We start from the raw sequence: 18,483 nt of genomic DNA, 5'->3' as shown, positions 1-18,483 counted from the left end.
CTTATGCGCTCAGTTCGGGCAGCGGTCCCGGATAGCCGATGGCGGCCCAGTGGGCGGCATCGGCATACCAGGCGCCGAGGATCAGGTCGTGCAGGGCCAGATAGGCCGTCTGCAGTGTCGCCAGGCGGTGCGTGCGCCACGACTGCAGAAAGGCGGCCACCTGTGCCGGGTCAGCGTCAAGCCAGCCGCCATGCACGCCGGCGACGAAGCGCCGCGCGGGCGCCAGCGCCAGCAAGCCAAACAGATCCTGCACTTCCTGCTGCGCCGCCAGCGGCAAGCCGCGGATGGCCGTGTCCACGCCGGCGATGGCGCCATCAAGCGCCGTGGCCCGCGCGGTCGCGTCCCGAGTCAGTGCGCTGCCCAGCATCGCCGGCACGATGGCCGCCAGCGCCGCGCGCGCCTCGCCGTCGAGGACGAAGCGGCCAGGTGGCGCCGGTCCGCGCACGAGCCGGTAGGCGGCGCCGCCGGCGGCCAGCACACCGGCGCCGAGCACGCCCAGTTTCAGAAACGATCTGCGTCGCATCCCCATGTCTCCCTTGTTTTGTACGGCCTTTTGCAGGCCAGTGTACGCCAAAGGGGGCGGCGATCCGTGCGCAAAAACTAGAGCGACCCGTCTAGTTTGCGCGACGGGAACCATAGCAGCAGCATGGCCAGCAGCGCCGCCAGCGCGCCGCCGATGGCGATGCTGGGCAAGCCAAAGGCGACGATCAGCGCGCCGCCCAGCGCGCCACCGGCCGCCGTGCCCGCATTGAAGGCGGCGATATTCAAGCCCGCCGCCACGGCGTCGCTGCCCGGGCAATACTGCTGCGCCAGGGCTAGCTGCCGCACGGTGGACAAGGTCACGAGGGCGAAGAACAGCAAGCCCAAAGTGCCGCACAGGGCCAGCATGGCCACGGGCTGGGCGCGCAGCACATAAAACGCCAGCAGGTTGAGCGCCAGCGCGGCCAGGGCCAGCACGGTGGCGCGCAGCGCGTGGGGCCTATCGGCGCACCAGCCGCCCAGCAGGTTGCCGCCGATGACGCACGCGCCAAAGCACAGCATGGCGGCGCCCAGCCAGCCCGCATCGAGCCCGCCCAGCTGCAGCAGGAATGGCGAGACATACGTGAAAAAACTGAAGGTGGCCACGCTGACCAGCGCCGCCACGCCGGCCGCCAGCAACAGGGGCGGCTGCAAGATGGCGCGCAGGCTGGCCAGCGCCGATACGGCGGCAAGCTGCTGGCGCGCGGCCGGCATGGCGAAGCGCAAGCCGGCGCCGCCGCACAGGGCCAGCACGCCGATGGCCGCAAATACCCAGCGCCACGACGAGACGGCGCCCAGCCACGTCCCCAGCGGCACACCGCCCGCCAGCGCCAGGGTCAGTCCCAGCCAGACGATGGATAGCGCCCTTCCCGCGCGGGACGGGTCGACCAGGCTGGTGGCCGCATGCGAGGCGATGGCCATGAACACGCCATGCGCAAGTCCCACGGCAAAGCGCACACCGAGCAGCGCGCTCAGCGCCGGCGCGGCCGCCATGGCCATGCTGCCAACCGCCAGCACGAGCATGGTGGCCACCAGCACCTGGCGCGTGGGCCAGCGCGCCAGCATGGCCGTCAGGATGGGCGCGCCGATGGCCGCCCCCAGCGCATACGCGGCAATGGCGCCGCCGGCCGCCGCCACGCTGGCGTGCAAGTCGCGCGCCATGGGGGTCAACAGGCCGGCGGCGATGAATTCAGATAAACCAAAGGCGAAGCTGCACAACGACAGCAGATAAATGGAGAGTGGCAGCCCGCGGCTGCGCGATGAAACGATGGACATGGCAATTCCCGACAATCAAAACGCCATGCTGCCCCCTGGGCCACCATCTGTAAAATATCTTATTTATCTTGAAATGAGACTCTACAAGTCTCAATGCGAGGCAGACAGCCGCAGCTGCGCCAGCAGCCGCTCGCGCACGGGCGACGTGCGCTGCGGGTCCCACGCCATGTACAGGTCGAGCTGGCGCAGCGCTTCGGGCGCGCTGCTTGCCAACGGCAGCATGATGACGCCGGCAGGCTTGGACGTCGCCAGGCTGGCCGGCAGCAGGGCCACGCCAAAGCCGGCCGCCACCAATCCCAGCACCGTTTGCAGCCGGCGCGCCTGCTGCACCACGCGCGGCACGAAACCCGCGTGCAGGCACAGGCTGGCCAGCTGGTCGTGGAAGCCCTGGCCCAGCTCGCGCGGCGAGGCGACGAAATCGTCACCGGCCAGGTCCGCCAAGTCCACCATCGCCTGACCCGCGCAGCGGTGGTCCGATGGCAGCGCAATCACGATGTCTTCGCCGGACAGGCGCTCGAAGCGCAAGCCCGGCGTGCTGCGGCCCGGTGCGCGCAGCAGCGCGATATCGATGTCGCCCCGCTCCAGCCACTCGACCTGCTGCTGCGTCGACGCTTCGCGCAAGGTGAATTGCACGGAGGGCGAGGCGGCGCGGAATGCGCGCAAGGCGGCCAGCACGTGGGCGTAGGGCGTGATGTGGATGAAACTGAGGCGCAAGTGGCCCTCGATGCCTTGCGCCACGCGGCGCGTGGCGGCCACGCCCTCTTCCAGGCTGGCCAGCACCTGGCGCGCCGTGGCCAAAAAAGTGCTGCCGGCCGGCGTCAAGGCGACCTTGCGGTTCGTGCGTTCGAAGACTGGGTAGCCGAGCACCTCTTCCAGCCGCAATATCGCCTGCGACAGCGGCGGCTGCGCCATGTGCAGCCGTTCGGCCGCGCGCCGGAAATTGAGCTCCTCGGCGACGGCAATGAACTGGCGCAGCAGCCGGGTCTCTATCATGGGCCTTTTTTGGCTACCGCCAGGATATGGCGCGCGATGCCGCGCAGGATATTGACTTCTTCCGTTTCCAGTCCCGTGCGCGAAAACAGGCGTTTCAAACGGGGCATGAGCTTTTTCGGGTTGTCGGCGTCGAGGAAATCGATGGCGACCAGCGCCTGCTCCAGATGCGCATACATGCCGTCGACCTGCGCCAGGCTGGCCGCGTCGCCATGGAAACCGACGGGGCTGGCCATTTGCCCATCGCCGAGCGCCGCCACGCGGCATTCATAGGCGACGACCTGGGCCGCCTGCGACAGGTTCAGCGACGAATACTCGGGATTGGCGGGGATGTTGATCAGCACATTGCACTGCTCGACGATCTCGTTGGGCAAGCCGAAGCGCTCGTTGCCGAAGATGACGGCCGCGTGCAAGTCTGCGCCGGCCGCCAGCTGGGCCGCGATGGCGCGCGGCGCCGTGACGGGCGGCGAAAATTCGCGCAACCTGGCCGACACGGCGGCCGCGTAATTGCAGCCTTCGAGCGCCTCGGCGATCGAGCCGACGATGCGCGCGCCCGACAAAATATCCTGCGCGCCGCTGGCGAAGGCCACCGCTTCCGCATCCGTCAAGGCATCGGGAAAGCGGGGATTGACCAGCACCAGATCGGAAAAACCCATCGTTTTCATGGCGCGCGCGACGCCGCCAATGTTGCCAGGACGACTAGTTTCGACAAGAATAAATCGCAGGCGTTTGAAAAGAGACGTGTTGATTTCGGGCAGATTCATTTAAAATAGCGCTATTGCGCGGTATCGATACAGGAAATTTCGGGAAACGGAGTCACAAAACGCTGACGCCAGGCCGGGATTTTAACCACTTCGGCACCGCTCCGCTCTTTAATTCATTCTTGCACTCTATCGTACCGGCGCCGCAAGGCGGCCATGGGCGGTCGCGTGCTTTTAACGGAAGCTCACATGCACCCAATGCTCAATACGGCGATCAAAGCCGCCCGCCGCGGCGCCGCCGTCATCAATCGCGCCTCTTTTGACCTCGACCGCGTCGTCGTCACGGAAAAACAACATAACGATTTCGTCACCGACGTCGACCAGGCGGCCGAACAAGCCATCATCGAGGTGCTGTCCAAAGCCTACCCGGACCACGCGTTCCTGGCTGAGGAATCGGGAGCTTCCGCCAACTCGCACGACGAGAACGAATATCAGTGGATCATCGATCCGCTGGACGGCACCACCAACTTCATCCACGGTTTCCCGCAATACTGCATCTCGATCGCCCTCGCGCATCGCGGCGTCGTCACGCAAGCCGTCATCTACGACCCGGTCCGCAACGACCTGTTCACGGCCACCAAGGGCGCCGGCGCCTACCTGAACGAAAAACGCATCCGCGTCACCAAGCTCGACCGCATCTCGAACGCCCTGCTGGGCACCGGCTACGTGGCCGGCAGCGCCCGCGCGCTGGACGAATACCTGAAGATGTACGCGATCATGGGCGAACGCAGCCAGGGCGTACGCCGCGCCGGCTCGGCCGCGCTGGACCTCGCTTACGTCGCTTGCGGCCGCCTGGACGGCTTCTACGAAAAAGGCTTGAAGCCTTGGGATATCGCCGCTGGCGCCCTGATGATCACGGAATCGGGCGGCATCGTCGGTGAATTTTCCGGCGAATCGGACTACCTGTACAAGGGTGACGTCATCGCCGCCAGCCCGAAGATCTTTGGCCAGATGATCACCTTGCTGACGCCATTCGCCTGATTGCCAGGCAAGGGCTGATGTAAAGAAGCTGCCGGAGGAAACTCCGGCAGCTTTTTTTTGCCCGCTCGGCTACCCCTCAGCTGCCCCGCATGGCCGGCAGCAGCACGCGGTAAATCTGCAGGAACGCCGGGCCCATCAGCACGACCATCAGCGATGGAAAAATGAAAAAGATCAGCGGGAACAGCAGCTTGAGGGCGATCCTGGCCGCCGTTTCTTCGGCGCGCTGGCGCCGCTTGGTGCGCAGCTGGTCGGACTGCACGCGCAGCGACGCGGCGATGCTCGTGCCGAAGCGTTCGGCCTGGATCAGCAAGGTCACCAGTGCGTCCACGTCTTCCACGCCCGTGCGCAGGGCCAGGTTGCGCAAAGCCTTGTCCTTGGCGCTGCCGGCGCGCAGTTCCAGCGTCACCAGTTGCAGCTCTTCGGCCAGCACCGCGCTTTTCAGGCCGATCTCCTGCGCCACGCGCGCCAGCGCCGCATCCATCGCCAGCCCCGCTTCGACGCACACCGTCATCAGGTCGAGCGCATCGGGAAAGGTCTCGAACACTTCGCGCTGGCGCTGCTTCAAACAGTGCGACAGCCAGACGTTGGGCAGGTAATAGCCGAGGGCGGCCGCCGCGACCAGCCACAACAGCATATTCTGCGCGCCCTGGCGCAGCAGGAAATACAGCAGCAGCGGCAAGCCCACGAACAGACCCGTCTTGGCCGCATAAAACAGGGCCGGCGCGGCCTGGCTGCGCCAGCCGGCATGGACGAAGCGGCTGCGGATGGGCGAACTTTCCCAGCCTTCGTCTGGCAGCGACAGCCTGGCCAGCGGGCGAGTCAGGCTGACGGCGTGCGCCACCCAGCGCCTCCTCGCATGGCGCTCCCGGTCGCTGGCGGCGCCCGCATCACCGAGCGATTGCAGCCGCTGCTGCACAGCATTGCCCGCGAACAGGCGCAGCACCAGCACGGCCAGCGCGAAAACAATCAGGAACAGCAGGCCCAGCAAAGCCAACTGCGCCGCGTTCATGCCGCTCATCGTGTCTCTTCTTTCATGTCACACCCGGATATGGATAATTTTTCGGATACAGAGCACGCCGACCATCAGCAAGCCCAGCGCCACGCCGACCATCTTGCGCCCGCCCGCATCCGTGTAAAGCACGGCAAGAAACTGCGGATTCATCACGTGCATCATCAGCGCCGCGCCAAACGGCAGCAAGCCCAGCACCCAGGCCGACATGCGCCCTTCGGCCGACAGCACGCGCACCTGCCCCAGCAGTTTCAATCGGTCGCGGATGATGGCGCTGATGCTGCCCAGCAATTCAGTCAGGTTGCCCCCCGTTTCGCGCTGGATCAGCACGGCGATGACGACATAGCGCAAGTCCGTACTGGGCACGCGCCCGGCCAGGTTGCCCAGCGCATCGGCCATCGCCACGCCGAAACTGACTTCGTCGAACACGGCGCGGAACTCGTCGGCCAGCGGCCCCGTCATCTCCTCGCCCACCATTTTCAGCGCGGTGGGAAACGCATGGCCGGCACGCATGGCGCGGCCCATCAAGTCCAGCGCGTCCGGCAATTGCTGCTCGATGCGCACCAGCCGCCGGCTCCTGGCGCGGCGCGCCAGCAGATACGGCAGCGCGGCGCCGCCCGCGCCCAGGCCCAGGCGCACATACCATGGCAAGGGCAGCGCGCTGGCCGCCAGCAGGCCGGCGGTCGCGCCAAGCGCGCAATAGCCGAGGAAGCCGGCCACGAGCCAGCGCATGCCCGCCTGCAGCAGCAGTTGCTCGATGCGCCGCGCGCCGGGCAAGCCTTCCAGCACGCCCTGCAGAAACGGATAGCTGCTCAGCGGGCGCTGCTTGGTGATCGACAGCGCCTGTTCGCCATCGCTGGCCGTGTACATGGACTGCAGGCGCCGCGTCACCCGCGCAGCGCCCGCCCCCCGCGCCGCCTGCCACGCCAGCCAGGCGCCCGCCACCAGCAGCACGACGGCAAGGAAAAGGAACAGATAGACAAGGTAGGAAAGCATGGCGCTCAGCGCCCCGCCGCGGGTTCGAACAGGGCGGCCGGCACGCCGATGCCAAAGCTGTTCAGGCGCTCGAGGAAGCGGGGGCGGATGCCGCTGGCCGAGAACTGCCCCACCACGGCGCCGCCCTCGGCCACACCCGTCTGTTTGAAACTGAAGATTTCCTGCATCGTGATGACCTCCCCTTCCATGCCCGTGATTTCTTGGATCGACGTGACCTTGCGCTTGCCATCGATCAGGCGCGACACTTGCACCACCACCGACACGGCCGAACTGATCTGCTGCCGGATGGCCTTGCTGGGCAAATTCGCCGCCGCCATGCTGATCATGTTTTCCAGCCGCGTCAGCGCGTCGCGCGGCGTATTCGCATGGATGGTGGCCATCGAACCTTCATGGCCCGTGTTCATCGCGCCCAGCATGTCGAGCGCCTCGGCGCCGCGCACTTCGCCCAGGATGATGCGGTCGGGGCGCATGCGCAGCGCATTGCGCACCAGCGCGCGCTGGCTCACTTCGCCCTTGCCTTCGATATTCGCGGGCCGCGTTTCCAGGCGCACGACGTGCGGCTGCTGCAATTGCAGTTCGGCCGCGTCTTCCACCGTGACGATGCGTTCCGTATGGCCGATGAAGCCGGAAATCACGTTGAGCATGGTGGTCTTGCCGCTGCCCGTGCCGCCGGAAATGAGGATGTTCATCTTCGCCTTGCCCAGGCCCTGCAGCACTTCGGCCATCTCGGCCGTCATGCTGCGGTAGGCGACCAGGTCGGCCAGGCGCAGCGGATCGACGGAAAAACGCCGGATCGACATCACGGGACCGTCGATGGCCAGCGGCGGGATGATGGCGTTCACGCGCGAACCGTCGGGCAGGCGCGCATCGACCATGGGACTCGACTCGTCGATGCGCCGGCCCACGCGCGAGACGATCTTGTCGATGATTTTCATCAGGTGGGCGTCATCGTCGAAGCAGATGTCGGTCAGCTCCAGGCGGCCGCCGCGCTCCACATACACTTGCTTGTGGCCGTTGACGAGGATGTCCGACACGCTGGCGTCCGACAGCAGGGTTTCAAGCGGCCCGAAGCCCAGCATCTCGTGCTGGATGTCGCGCGTGAGGCTCCGGCGCTCGGCGTCGTTGATGACGACCGCCTCTTCGTCCAACAGGCGCTCGACGAGGCCGCGCAATTCTTCGCGGATGCGCTCCTGCGACAGCCGCTGCATGCTTTCCAGGTCGACCCGTTCCAGCAGCAGTCCATGGATGCGCAGCCTGAGGTCACGGTAGCCGTGGTTGTCGATGGCCGCCGCGCGTTGCGGCGCGAGCGCGGCGATCTTGGCGCTGCCGAGCCGTTCGCGGATGGACAAGGCGGCGGAGGGGGAACTAGCCATGCGATGCTCCTGTTCTGGGATTTGTATCAAGCACGTGGGCCAAGCACGTGCATCAAGCTCGCCGCAGGACGCGGCCCAGCCAGCCCTGGCGCGCCGTGCTGGCCGCGCCGCCGGCCAGGCTGGCGGCGAATTCCTGCAGCGAGCGGGTGATCGGGCTGGCCTTGTCGAGCTGCAAAATCGGCATGCCCTGGTTGACGGAGGCGGCCGCCGAAGCATAGTGATTGGGCACGGTGCGGTAGACAGCCGTGCCATACGCCGCTTCCAGGTCGCGCAGGCGGATTTCGCCGCCCTTGTCGTGGCGGTTGACGATGATGTGCACCTTTTCCTTCGCGTATTCGAGCGAGCGGAACATGCCCAGCAGGCGCTTGCCGTCGCGGATGTACGGCAAGGTTGCCTGCAGGACGGGAAAGATCATGTCAGCGTGGTCGAGCGCGCGCACGCTGACGGCGTCGAGGTTGCGGCCCACGTCGAGCACGATGAAATCGTACTGGCGCCTGGCTTGCCGGATGATGGCGTCGATGTGTTCGGGCGCCACTTCGCTGGCGTGCGCGGGATCCTCGGGCGCGGCCAGCACGCTGTAGTTGGGCAGGATGTGCAGCATGCTCGATCCCAGGAACGAAGAGTCGAGCCGGTGGATGTCGCGCGTGACGTCGGACAGGGTGGCCAGTGGCTTGTTCTCGGAAACGAAGAGCGAGGCATCGCCAAAATGCAGGTTCATGTCGATCAGGGCAACGCGCTGCTGGCCGCCGGCGGCCAGCGCATAACCGAGGTTGCTGGCAATGAAGGTGGCGCCGCTGCCGCCCTTGCACGAGATGAAGGCCAGCACCTTGCCGTTGCCATGCTCGCGCCGCTCCAGCTTTTCCTCGATGCGTTCGAGCGCCGCATGCAGGCTGGCCGGCACGGCAGGGAACGGCAGCACGTCGCGCACGCCCGCGCGCATGGCCTGCAGCAGGAACTCCGGCGCCTGCTGGTGGCACAGCACGATGAAGGCCATGCGCGGATGCAGGTTGCTGAGGCGCTCGATGGCGGCCAGGTCGGCGCCGTCGTTCGACGGGCGGTCGAAGATCAGCACGTCGGGCAGCGATTGCGCCGTCTGCAGCGGTTCGAGCGATTCGCCGCCCGCGCTGATCTCGTCGAGCCGGTTGCGGCTGCGCAGCAGCCGGCCCAGTTCGGACAGTATTTTTTCATCCCTGGAATTGATGGCGATTTTCACGATATGCCTTGCTGATTCTGTGGTGACGGTGCCAGGCTCACGGGCGCGCCCCGACGCCGATGGTCAGGGCGGCCGCTTGCGGCGCGGGCGCGGCAAAGCTTTTCTGGTACGCCGCGTGGGCGGCCTGCGCGGCCTTGCCGTCGATGCCGGCCACGGGGTCGCGGTTCGCGCCCGCCTGCGGCGCCAGCACCTGGCGCGCGCGCAACTGCTCGACGCTGTGGCCGAACTGGCGGTCCAGGTTCGGCGTGGCGGCGCAGCCGCTGGCGGCCAGGGCGGCCAGCAGCACGGGAAAGTAAAAAGAATGCTGCATGGTGTGCTCCTATTGAATGTCCGGGCCGGCCGGCGCTGTCTGCGTGGCCGCTTCCTGCCGTGGCCGTGGTGAGGCGGCGCCTTCCATTTTTCCTTGCAAGAAGAACTCGCCGCGGCTCGGTGCCACATAGGCGTCGGTCGGCAGCACGATATCGGCGCCATCGGCGGTATCGAGCGGCTTGACCAGATGCGGCGTGATGATGAATACCAGTTCGGTGCGGTCGGTCTGGAAATCGCTGCTGCGGAACAGCGCGCCCAGCACGGGAATCTCGCCGAGGAAGGGCAAGGCCTTGATATTGGTCGTCACATTGTTCTTGATCAAGCCGCCAACGGCAAAGCTCTGGCCATCGAACAACTGCACCGTGGTCGTGGTGCGCCGCGTGGTAAAGGCCGGCAGCACCGCATTGGCGGCGGTGCCCCCGCCCGTGGTGATGCCGATGCCTTCGCGGTTCAGTTCCGACACTTCCGGCGCCACCTTCAGATTGATGCGTCCCCCTTCCAGCACGGTGGGCGTGAACTTGACGGCGATGCCGAATTCCTTTTCCTCGAGCGTGATCTTGTTGGTCGTGCTGTCTTGCGCGACCGGAATGAAAATCTTGCCGCCCGCCAGGAAACTGGCTTCCTGGCCGCTGATGGCCATGATGTTCGGTTCGGCCAGCACCTTGACGAGGCCGTCGCGCTTTTGCGCATCGAGCGTCAGGCCGTTGCCATTCTTGCCGTGCACGGCGCCCAGCTGGCTGGGGTTGCCGCTGAGCAGGTTCGACAGCAAGCCGTAGCTCCAGTTGCCGCGCGTGCCGCTGAGGCCCACGCTGGCACCGAGCTGGTCGACGAGGGTCTTCGACACTTCGGCGATTTTCACTTCCAGCATCACCTGTTGCGGCGCCGCGACCGACAGCATATTGATGACCTTGACGGCGCCGCCCGCACTGGCGGTGCCGTCGGCCGACGTAGCCGGTGCAGCCGGCTCGCCGGCGCCCCGCTGCGCATAGGCTTGCGCCATTTCGAGGATCTGGCTGGCCTTGACGCCGTCGCTCACCTGCCCCGACAGCACGATGCTGCCGCCGGCCACGCCAACTTTCACGGCGCGCTCGCCAGGGAAGACGTAGCCCAGCTGCGCCTGCAAGCCTTCGACGTCGATCTCGACTTCAATATCGACGATCACGGGGCGCTGCTGCCGGTCCCACAGGATCAGGTTGGTGCTGCCCGGGGCCAGGCCCCAGACGAACAGCTGGCTGGACGAGCCCAGCATCCTGGCGCCAGCCACCCTCGCATCGTTGACGGCGATCTGCGACACCGGCAAGCTCAGCTTGCGCAAGGTGGACTTGCCCACGGCGATGCGCACGGGCTCGCCAAGGCGGGCGATATCGGCGCCCAGCGACATGGCCGGCGCCGCCACCGGCGACATGACGGCCTGCCGGGCCGGCGCCGCCGCGATGGCGCCGCCCGGCCAGGCCAATCCTGCCGCCAGGGCCAGGCGCATGCCCGCACTCGCGGCGTGCTTACGAAATGTGTTCATCGGTCATCCTTGCTTGCCTGCTGGTTGTTAAAATTGCTGGACGCTCGTATCCATGCCCTTGACGACGGTGACGCTGTCGCGCGCGGCGGCGCGTGCCGGGGCCGCGTGGCGCCGCGCCGCGCGTACGGGCACGGCCGCCGGCGCCGGCGCCTTCAGTTCCAGCAACGACTCCTTGGTGGCGCCGCCCGTGTTGACGGGTTCCGGATCGACCTGGTTGCGCAACACCAGCGACAGGCTGCCCACGCTGCGCGCCAGGTCCAGCTTTTCCACCTGCTCCGGCGTCAGTTCCAGGGTCACGGCGTTGACCACCTTGGGCTTGTTGTCGTCGCGGCCCGACTCCTGCGCCACGGCCAGCACGAGGATGCGTTCAAGCACGATCTTGGAAATGGCCAGCGGCGCGCCGCCCGCCGGCCTGGCGCGGTCATCCTGCGTATGCACGAGAATGTCGACGAAATTGCCCGGCAGGGCGAAGCCGGCCACGCCCACCACGTCATTGACGCGCACCGTCATGGCGCGCTTGCCGGCCGCCACGATGGCCGACAGGCCGCCCGTGGCGCCGGGCGGCGCGAGCTTGCTTTCCAGCACCGGCTCGCCCCTGCTGACGGCGCTGCGCGTGATGCGCCCGTCCAGCGCGCCGGCCTCGCCGAACGCCCCGGGCGGCATGGCGCCGGCCGGCCAGTCCATGCCGCGCAGCATGGCCGGCGTCACCTTCGCGCCCACGCCGATATCGACCAGCGCGACCATCACCGTCTGGCTGGCCGGCGCACTTTGCCCCGACATCCAGCGCGCGGCCGCCAGCACGGCGGCCCCCGCCATCAGCAACGCCAGCAGCAGCACGATCACAACGCGGCTATTTCTCATTGTTTTTCCTCTTGATCAAGCGTGGGGTTCCGGACGGGCGCGTCATGCATGGCCGCCAGCCGCCAGGGCCAGCCAGCTGGCGGTGCCGACGGCAATGGCGATCGCGTACGGCAAGTTGCCGCCCGGCGCGGCGGGTGCGTCAAGCTGCGGCGCCTCGCCCGCCGCGGCGCGCAGCCAGCCTTGCAGCAGCAATTGGCGGGCATTGGCCAGCGCCTGGCGCAGCGTGCCCTGATACAGGGCGACGGCCAGCGCCAGCACGCCGCCGGCGAGCAGGCTGCACAGCACGGCAAACACGGCGGCGCGCGGACCGAGAAAAGCCCCCACCATCGCCATCAGCTTGACGTCGCCCGCGCCCAGCGCCTTCATCGCATGCATGGGCAGCAGCAAGCCCAGGCCGACGGCCAGGCCGCCCAGTGCCAGCCACGGTCCGGCCGTCGTTACCCCGGGCAAGGCCAGGCTGTTGAGCAACACGCCCAGCACGGCGCCGGAAAACACCAGGCGGTTGGGAATGCGCCGGCGGCGCACGTCATGCCAGACAGCCGCAGCAAGCAGCCCCCACAAGACTATGGCGGGGCTGAACGTCCAGAAAGAATGAGGATCCATCGTGTACCTGATGCAAGCCGAGCGCAGGACAGCATGCGCATCGTTGGGCGGGAGGTCGGCAGGCCGGGCCGGATCGGCAGCCGGCCTGTCGGGGTGCAGCGCGGTGGGCCGGCGTTTTAGATCGCCGCGCCCGTCAGCTTGGTGCCGATCGCCTTGAAGGCGCCATCGAGGCCGGTGGTGAAATAGCCGACGGCCGTTACCAGCGCCGCAGCCACCAGCGCCGCGATCAGCGCATATTCGATCGCAGTCACGCCGTCTTCTTCGGCGATAAAGTTTTTAATGCAATTCATATTATTCCCTTTCAGGTCAAGTTTCAAACATGATAAAAACTGAAAATACAGTCTGAAAATAAAAACATCATCCTTGTTTTTATTTGCCAATTTCTGATGCGTGTATTTTATATAAACAAACATCAAATCGAATCAGAGAAAAGTCATTTTGTGCGCAGTACAAAACATCTTAATTTTTTATTCACATCCAGTACATATGTACCGTCATTCCGCAGGCATGGGCTCGGCCAGCCGGTTGCGGGTGGCGTACACATATAATTCCAGGCGGTTGGTGACATCGAGCTTGCTGTAGATCGATGTCAGATGATTACGCAAGGTTTGCTCCGAGATAAAAGCGCGCTGGGCTATCGCGCGGTTCAGCGCACCATTTCCCTCCACCATCATGGCAACGATCTTGCGCTCCTTCAGCGTCAGCCTGGCGATCCGCTGCTCTTCCGGATCGGGCGCCGCTTCCGGCTTGTTCAGCACGCCGAGCATGCTGTCGAGCAGCGCCGGATCCAGGCACAACTCGCCCTGATATAGGCGGGCGATGGCGTCGACCATCTGCTTGACGGGCGTTTCCTTGCCCAGCACCGCGCGCGCGCCGCTGCGCACGGCGCGCGCGCATGCGGCCTGGTCCTGCGTGCCGCTGAACAGCAAGGCCCGCGACACGCCATTGCCGAGCAGCTGCGGCAGATAGTCGATGGCGCAGGCGCTGGCGCCGCTGCAGTCCAGGTCGGCGTCCAGCACGATGACGTCGGGACACAGGGTCCGCGCCAGCAGCAGCGCGCTGTCGATCTCGGTGGAGCTGGCTACCACCTGCATCGCCGGCTGGGCACCGGCGAGCAGCTGCTCCAGGCCCCACAGCCAGGTCTTGTGGTCCGACACCAGCATGACGCGGATGACATTTTTTGTTGACATGCTTTACCTCTTTACTTGAAGCCCACTCCCCTCGGGGAGGGTTGTTGATCCGAATCGGCTTGCCTGCCTCGCCCGCGCGCGCCTTCCGCGGCTGCGCGCAGGGGAAAGAAGTCACGGGGGCACGAAGGAAGAGGCATCGGGCCGGCACGCGCAAACGCGGTGCGTGGCCCAGGCCAGCGGGCGCCGCATGGCGGGCGTGTGCCGATGGATGGGCAGCGTGGCCGGGACGCACGCGGCGCGGGCGCGCCATCGCTGCTGCCACCGCTGCTGTTGCTTACGTTGCAGCATTTTTGTTGCATCACCTTGCAAAACAAGTCCTTGCCTGCACGCAGGACAATCCTGACATCAGGCCTGTTTTCATACCCGCGCATATTACTCCCGGCCTTATCGGGACGGGGCCGGCACAATTGAAATATGGCAGTTAATTTCGATTATCTTGACCTGTAATAATTTAAATAGCGGCTACGCCCTTGAAAATCAATATAGAATAATCGCCAGTCAAATGGCGCAATGCCATCCGCCCGACATTTGTCGTCGCGGAACTTTACCGGATTATTCCCATGCGTTTAAAACAGGCCGATTCCCGCATATTCCGCAAGCACCGCGGACAAGGCGGCGCCACCTTGCTTGAATTTGCCTTGATAACGCCGGTCTTTCTCATGCTGATAATCGGCATCATCGAATTGAGCATGGCTTATTTTGCCAATATGACCATGCAGCACGCCGTGCGCGAAGGCGCGCGCTATGCCGTCACGGGGGCCAAGGACTTGGACCCCGACAGCGCCAACCAGCAGCGCTACCAGGCCGTGATACAGAAGATACGGGACAGTTCCATGGGCATGTATGACAAGGTCAGTCCCGTGATCGCCGTCAACGGCAGCGATGCCGTCGGCGCCGCCATGTTCGGCCAGGCCGGCGATATCGTCGTCATTTCCGTCGATTGCCGCTGGGCGTTTGCCACGCCGATGATCCGTGCCCTGTTCCGTGATGGCCAGGCGCATTTCGTCGTGGCCGCCACCATGCGCAATGAAAGCTTTGGCGGCCTGTGATGCGCGGTCACTCTCCTGCGCGCCTCGTGCGCGGCATCGCCGCCGTGGAATTTGCCATCGTGCTGCCACTGCTGGCGCTGCTGCTGTTCATGGTGGTCGACCTGTCGCGCGCCATCCAGGCCAAGACCATCTTGCTCAACATCAGCCGCGAAGGCGCCAACCTGGCTTCGCGCTCCACGTCCGACCTGAGCGGATCTAGCCAGGCCATCATGAACGCGCTGGCAGCCAGCACGCCGCCGCTGGACATGAACCAGCGCGGCATGATCTACATCACCAAGATCATGGGCTACACGGCCAAGAGCGGCATGCGCAACATCGTGCTGGAACAGTACCGCTGGGATGCGGGCGCCAACGCCAGCGGCTACCTGCCCGCCAGCCAGGTGTGGCAATGCGGCAGCTGGAGCAATGGCGCGTGCACGGGCATCGCCAAGGACGAGTCCGCCCCCACGGTGGCCTTGATGCGGGACCAGCTGGCCGACGGCGAACTGATCTACGCCGTGGAAACTTTCTACCATTTCGACATGCTGTTCGGCACCTTGAAATTTGGCAACAGCACGACGCCCGTGCTGGGGCCCAACCTCACTTCGATGACGGTATTCTGATGCGCATTCCACACAAGCGGCAAGACGGGCAAGTGCTGATCATGGTGGCGCTGTCGGCCGTCGTTTTGATCGCCTCGGTGGGCCTGGCCGTCGATTCGGCCCTCGGCTACTTCGTCAAGGCCAAGCTCAACGCGGCCGTCGACTCGGCCAGCCTGGCGGCGGCGCGCGGCGTCACGGCGGGCAGCTCGGAAGAGGACCAGCGGGCCAATGCGCGCCAGTCGGCCAGGGAATTTTTCGACATCAATTATCCGGACCAGTTCCTGCTCTCGACACCGACCCTCAATCCCGTCGGCGTCACGTTCGACAAGGGCACCGTCACCATCGACGTCTCGGCCACCGCCTCGCTGCCCGTCTCGCTGATGGGCGTACTCGGCTTCAAGACCCTGAAAGTGGCCGCCAGCGCGCAAACCATCCGCAAGGACCTGGACATGGTGCTGGTGATGGATACCTCGGGTTCGCTGAAAAACAATGCGGACGCCGTGCGGGCGGCGGGCAAGTCCTTTCTGAATAAATTCAATTCCACCGTGGACCGCGTCGGCTTGCTGCATTTTGCCAGCGGCGCGCAGCTCGATCTGCCGATCAAGACAAGCGATCGCGGCTTCGATCGCACGCAGGCTGGCAATGCCATCAATGGCTACAAGTTCGAAGGCGGCACGAATTACTCGGAAGGCATGTGGAATGCTCAGGATCAGCTCAATAGCATCAGCCAGAACAATCGCTCCAGCCTGCGCGTCATCGTGTTCTTTTCCGATGGATCTCCGTCCGCCTTTTCCTCTTACTTTTTCCCCGCTACCACGGGCAATTGCACGAAAGCGGGAGCGCTGGCCGTGTACGACGATTTACCATCGAGCGGTTTTGCGACAGATGGACTGTACCGTATCAATGCAAGCAGCACCAAGCTCGCGCCCGAGACCTATTGCACCAGAAACCTGATCAGTGAATTGCCGACCTGGTATAACGCGCACAATCTTCCCGCCCAGGCCGACGATCCGACAGCACGCGAATTCCCCATCGTGACCACTACGCCGCGTGCGGTGAGCAAAGATATGTCCACCAGAAAACTCCAGTGGACCAATATGCACCGTGCATCGCGCAACCTGGCAGAGGCGATGGCCAGCAAGGCACGCCTGGAAAATACCTACATATTTACTCTGGGCATGGGCGCCGCGCTGAAGGCCAAGGCCGGGCCGGACAATGAAATCGGCGAGGACTTGCTGCGCTGCATGGCCAATACAGCGGATGCACCAAACCGTTGCCGCAAGCCGGCCGAACCCGTGGGCCTGTACTGCTATGCGGCCACGGACAGCGACCTGAGCCCCTGTTTCACGCGGCTTGCCTCGGCCATCCTGCGCATTTCCAAATAAGGCCCGGCCAGCTCCTAGAAGGCGAAGCAGCTGCAGCCCAGGGTGCCCCAGAAACCGGAAAAGTCGGCAACCGGCACGGCCGACTTGCGCGCCCGGTCGTGCGCATGCGCATGCACGCCGCAGGCGCCCGCGCACTGGTGCGGCAGCATGGCTTGCGTTTGCGCTTGCTTGGCCACCGGCCGGTAATGGCCGGGCACCGTGCGCACGGGCGACCACTCTGGCAGTACGGGAATCGGTGGCGGCGCCAGATTGGTGAACTCCGCCTGACCGTAGACGACCTTGCCGCCCACCATGGTCAGCACGGATTCGATGGACTTGATCGCCTCTTCCGGCACCGTAAAATAATCGGCCGACAGCACGGACAGGTCGGCAAGCATGCCCTCGCGGATACGTCCCTTCTTGCCTTGCTCGCTAGAGAACCAGGCACTGCCCGCCGTCCACAGTTCCAGCGCCGTGTCGCGCGACAGTCTGCCCGCCGCATCCGTCAGGGCCAGGCCGCCCACCGTGCGCCCCGACACCAGCCAGTACAGCGCCGTCCACGGGTTGTAGCTGGCGACCCGGGTCGCATCCGTGCCGCCGCCGACGGGCACGCCCGCGTCCAGCATGCGCTGCACGGGCGGCGTGGCTTTCGCCGCGTCGGCGCCATAGCGCTCGACAAAATACTCGCCCTGGAAGGCCATGCGGTGCTGGATGGCCAGGCCGCCGCCCAGCGCCTTGACCCGGTCGATATTACGCGGGCTGATGGTTTCCGCGTGGTCGAACAGCCAGTGCAGGCCGCCGAATGGCGTGTCGCGGTTGACCTTTTCGAACACGTCGAGCATGCGGCTGATCGATTCGTCATAGGTGGCGTGCAGGCGGAACGGCCAGCGCTGCTCGACCAGGTGGCGCACGACCTTTTCCAGCTCGTCTTCCATGCCGGCCGCCAGCTCGGGGCGCGGCTCGAGGAAATCCTCGAAGTCGGCGGCGGAAAACACGAGCATTTCGCCGGCGCCGTTATGGCGGTAAAAATCCGTGCCGTCGCCGGGCTTGATCATGCCCGTCCACTTCTGGAAGTCCTGCAGTTCCGCGCCCTTGTTTTGCGTGAACAGGTTGTAGGCGATGCGGATGGTCAGCTGTTCTTTTTGCGCCAGCTCGTCGACGACGGCGTAATCCTCGGGATAATTCTGGAAGCCGCCGCCCGCGTCGATGGCGCTGGTGATGCCGAGGCGGTTCAATTCGCGCATGAACTGGCGCGTGGAGTTCACTTGCAATTCGAGCGGCAGCTTGGGGCATTTCGCCAGGGTCGCATACAGGATCATGGCGTTCGGCCGGGCGATCAGCAGGCCGGTCGGATTGCCGGCCGCATCGCGCACGATTTCGCCACCGGGCGGGTTCGGCGTATTCTTGTCGTAGCCGACGGCGCGCAGGGCGGCGCGGTTCAGCAGGGCGCGGTCGTACAGGTGCAGGATGAAGACGGGGGTATCGGGTGCGGCCGCGTTGATTTCATCGAGGGTGGGCATGCGCTTTTCCGCGAACTGGAATTCCGTCCAGCCGCCCACGACGCGCACCCATTGCGGGTTTGGCGTGCGCAAGGCCTGCTCCTTCAGCATGCGCAAGGCGTCGGCCAGCGAGGGCACGCCTTCCCAGCGCAATTCCAGGTTGTAGTTCAAGCCGCCGCGGATCAGGTGCAGATGCGAGTCGTTCAAGCCGGGAATCACCGTGCGGCCAGCCAGGTCGATCACCTGCGTGGCGAGGCCGCGATGGCGCATCACGTCTTCCACGTCGCCCACGGCGAGAAATTTGCCATCGGCGATGGCGACGGCGGACGCCAGCGGCTGCGTCCTGTCGACCGTGTGGAAACGGCCGTTGAGCAAGATGGTGTTTGCGTGCATG

The 18,483-nt window shown here is 65.4% G+C and carries 19 protein-coding genes; 4 read left to right on the top strand and 15 right to left on the bottom strand.

What is annotated here, in order from left to right; all coding sequences use genetic code 11:
* Window position 1: 1 nt before the first annotated feature.
* The 4 genes from MRBLMS1_RS10705 to MRBLMS1_RS10690 form a co-directional block, all read right to left on the bottom strand.
* A complete protein-coding gene (locus MRBLMS1_RS10705) occupies window positions 2-529 on the bottom strand; it encodes a hypothetical protein (protein WP_128139975.1) in 528 nt (175 codons plus the stop codon).
* 71 nt (window positions 530-600) lie between these two features.
* Window positions 601-1,794 carry an MFS transporter gene (locus MRBLMS1_RS10700; RefSeq protein ID WP_485879398.1) on the bottom strand — a complete coding sequence of 398 codons (1,194 nt, stop codon included), beginning with the start codon at window positions 1,792-1,794 and terminating at the stop codon, window positions 601-603.
* 90 nt (window positions 1,795-1,884) lie between these two features.
* Entirely contained in the window at window positions 1,885-2,787 is a 903-nt protein-coding gene (locus MRBLMS1_RS10695) for a LysR substrate-binding domain-containing protein (protein WP_485879397.1), read from the bottom strand.
* Window positions 2,784-3,548, bottom strand: a complete 765-nt coding sequence (locus MRBLMS1_RS10690; protein WP_034758797.1) for an RNA methyltransferase — start codon at window positions 3,546-3,548, stop codon at window positions 2,784-2,786. The genes MRBLMS1_RS10695 and MRBLMS1_RS10690 overlap by 4 nt, the downstream gene beginning before the upstream one ends.
* A gap of 195 nt (window positions 3,549-3,743) precedes the next feature.
* Here MRBLMS1_RS10690 and MRBLMS1_RS10685 point away from each other — a divergent pair, with 195 nt between their 5' ends.
* Entirely contained in the window at window positions 3,744-4,526 is a 783-nt protein-coding gene (locus MRBLMS1_RS10685; RefSeq protein ID WP_034758799.1) for an inositol monophosphatase family protein, read from the top strand.
* Between the two features lie 76 nt (window positions 4,527-4,602).
* Here the strand turns inward: MRBLMS1_RS10685 and MRBLMS1_RS10680 are convergent, their stop codons facing one another.
* The 10 genes from MRBLMS1_RS10680 to MRBLMS1_RS10635 all read right to left on the bottom strand — a co-directional run bounded on the left by MRBLMS1_RS10680 (window position 4,603) and on the right by MRBLMS1_RS10635 (window position 13,596).
* A complete protein-coding gene (locus MRBLMS1_RS10680; RefSeq protein ID WP_485879396.1) occupies window positions 4,603-5,544 on the bottom strand; it encodes a type II secretion system F family protein in 942 nt (313 codons plus the stop codon).
* Window positions 5,545-5,562: 18 nt separating this feature from the next.
* Complete coding sequence (locus tag MRBLMS1_RS10675; RefSeq protein ID WP_485879395.1) at window positions 5,563-6,531, bottom strand: type II secretion system F family protein; 969 nt, start codon at window positions 6,529-6,531, stop codon at window positions 5,563-5,565.
* Window positions 6,532-6,536: 5 nt separating this feature from the next.
* The gene (locus MRBLMS1_RS10670; protein ID WP_485880066.1) at window positions 6,537-7,880 is read right to left on the bottom strand and encodes a TadA family conjugal transfer-associated ATPase; all 1,344 of its coding nucleotides are present in this window, start codon (window positions 7,878-7,880) and stop codon (window positions 6,537-6,539) included.
* Between the two features lie 76 nt (window positions 7,881-7,956).
* Window positions 7,957-9,117, bottom strand: coding sequence for an AAA family ATPase (locus MRBLMS1_RS10665; RefSeq protein ID WP_485879394.1), 1,161 nt, complete (start codon window positions 9,115-9,117; stop codon window positions 7,957-7,959).
* A 37-nt stretch (window positions 9,118-9,154) separates the two neighbouring features.
* Window positions 9,155-9,427, bottom strand: a complete 273-nt coding sequence (locus MRBLMS1_RS10660) for a pilus assembly protein (RefSeq protein WP_485879393.1) — start codon at window positions 9,425-9,427, stop codon at window positions 9,155-9,157.
* 9 nt (window positions 9,428-9,436) lie between these two features.
* Window positions 9,437-10,942 carry a type II and III secretion system protein family protein gene (locus MRBLMS1_RS10655; RefSeq protein ID WP_485879392.1) on the bottom strand — a complete coding sequence of 502 codons (1,506 nt, stop codon included), beginning with the start codon at window positions 10,940-10,942 and terminating at the stop codon, window positions 9,437-9,439.
* A gap of 27 nt (window positions 10,943-10,969) precedes the next feature.
* On the bottom strand, window positions 10,970-11,803 hold the full coding sequence (cpaB, locus tag MRBLMS1_RS10650; protein ID WP_485879391.1) for a Flp pilus assembly protein CpaB: 834 nt from the start codon (window positions 11,801-11,803) through the stop codon (window positions 10,970-10,972).
* A 42-nt stretch (window positions 11,804-11,845) separates the two neighbouring features.
* Window positions 11,846-12,406 carry an A24 family peptidase gene (locus MRBLMS1_RS10645; RefSeq protein WP_485879390.1) on the bottom strand — a complete coding sequence of 187 codons (561 nt, stop codon included), beginning with the start codon at window positions 12,404-12,406 and terminating at the stop codon, window positions 11,846-11,848.
* Between the two features lie 116 nt (window positions 12,407-12,522).
* Complete coding sequence (locus MRBLMS1_RS10640) at window positions 12,523-12,696, bottom strand: Flp family type IVb pilin (RefSeq protein ID WP_070304077.1); 174 nt, start codon at window positions 12,694-12,696, stop codon at window positions 12,523-12,525.
* A 204-nt stretch (window positions 12,697-12,900) separates the two neighbouring features.
* A complete protein-coding gene (locus MRBLMS1_RS10635) occupies window positions 12,901-13,596 on the bottom strand; it encodes a LuxR C-terminal-related transcriptional regulator (protein WP_485879389.1) in 696 nt (231 codons plus the stop codon).
* Between the two features lie 560 nt (window positions 13,597-14,156).
* Between MRBLMS1_RS10635 and MRBLMS1_RS10630 the strand changes: the two genes are divergently transcribed.
* Genes MRBLMS1_RS10630 through MRBLMS1_RS10620 form a run of 3 tightly spaced genes read left to right on the top strand, consistent with a single transcriptional unit; the run spans window position 14,157 to window position 16,611 of the window.
* Entirely contained in the window at window positions 14,157-14,645 is a 489-nt protein-coding gene (locus MRBLMS1_RS10630) for a TadE/TadG family type IV pilus assembly protein (protein ID WP_485879388.1), read from the top strand.
* Window positions 14,645-15,247 (top strand): TadE/TadG family type IV pilus assembly protein, encoded by a 603-nt coding sequence (locus MRBLMS1_RS10625; protein ID WP_139090944.1) that lies wholly within the window; start codon window positions 14,645-14,647, stop codon window positions 15,245-15,247. The genes MRBLMS1_RS10630 and MRBLMS1_RS10625 overlap by 1 nt, the downstream gene beginning before the upstream one ends.
* Entirely contained in the window at window positions 15,247-16,611 is a 1,365-nt protein-coding gene (locus MRBLMS1_RS10620; RefSeq protein WP_485879387.1) for a vWA domain-containing protein, read from the top strand. The genes MRBLMS1_RS10625 and MRBLMS1_RS10620 overlap by 1 nt, the downstream gene beginning before the upstream one ends.
* 14 nt (window positions 16,612-16,625) lie before the next feature.
* Here MRBLMS1_RS10620 and MRBLMS1_RS10615 read toward each other — a convergent pair whose 3' ends face one another.
* Complete coding sequence (locus MRBLMS1_RS10615) at window positions 16,626-18,482, bottom strand: amidohydrolase (RefSeq protein ID WP_485879386.1); 1,857 nt, start codon at window positions 18,480-18,482, stop codon at window positions 16,626-16,628.
* Between the last annotated feature and the right edge of the window lies 1 nt (window position 18,483).

It is taken from the genome of Massilia sp. LMS1-1-1.1 (genome assembly GCF_040815535.1).
In the GTDB taxonomy this organism is placed as follows: Bacteria; Pseudomonadota; Gammaproteobacteria; order Burkholderiales; family Burkholderiaceae_D; genus Janthinobacterium; species Janthinobacterium aestuarii.
The sequence above is the reverse complement of the archived record's forward strand: the minus strand, read 5'-3'. Positions and strand labels throughout refer to the sequence as shown.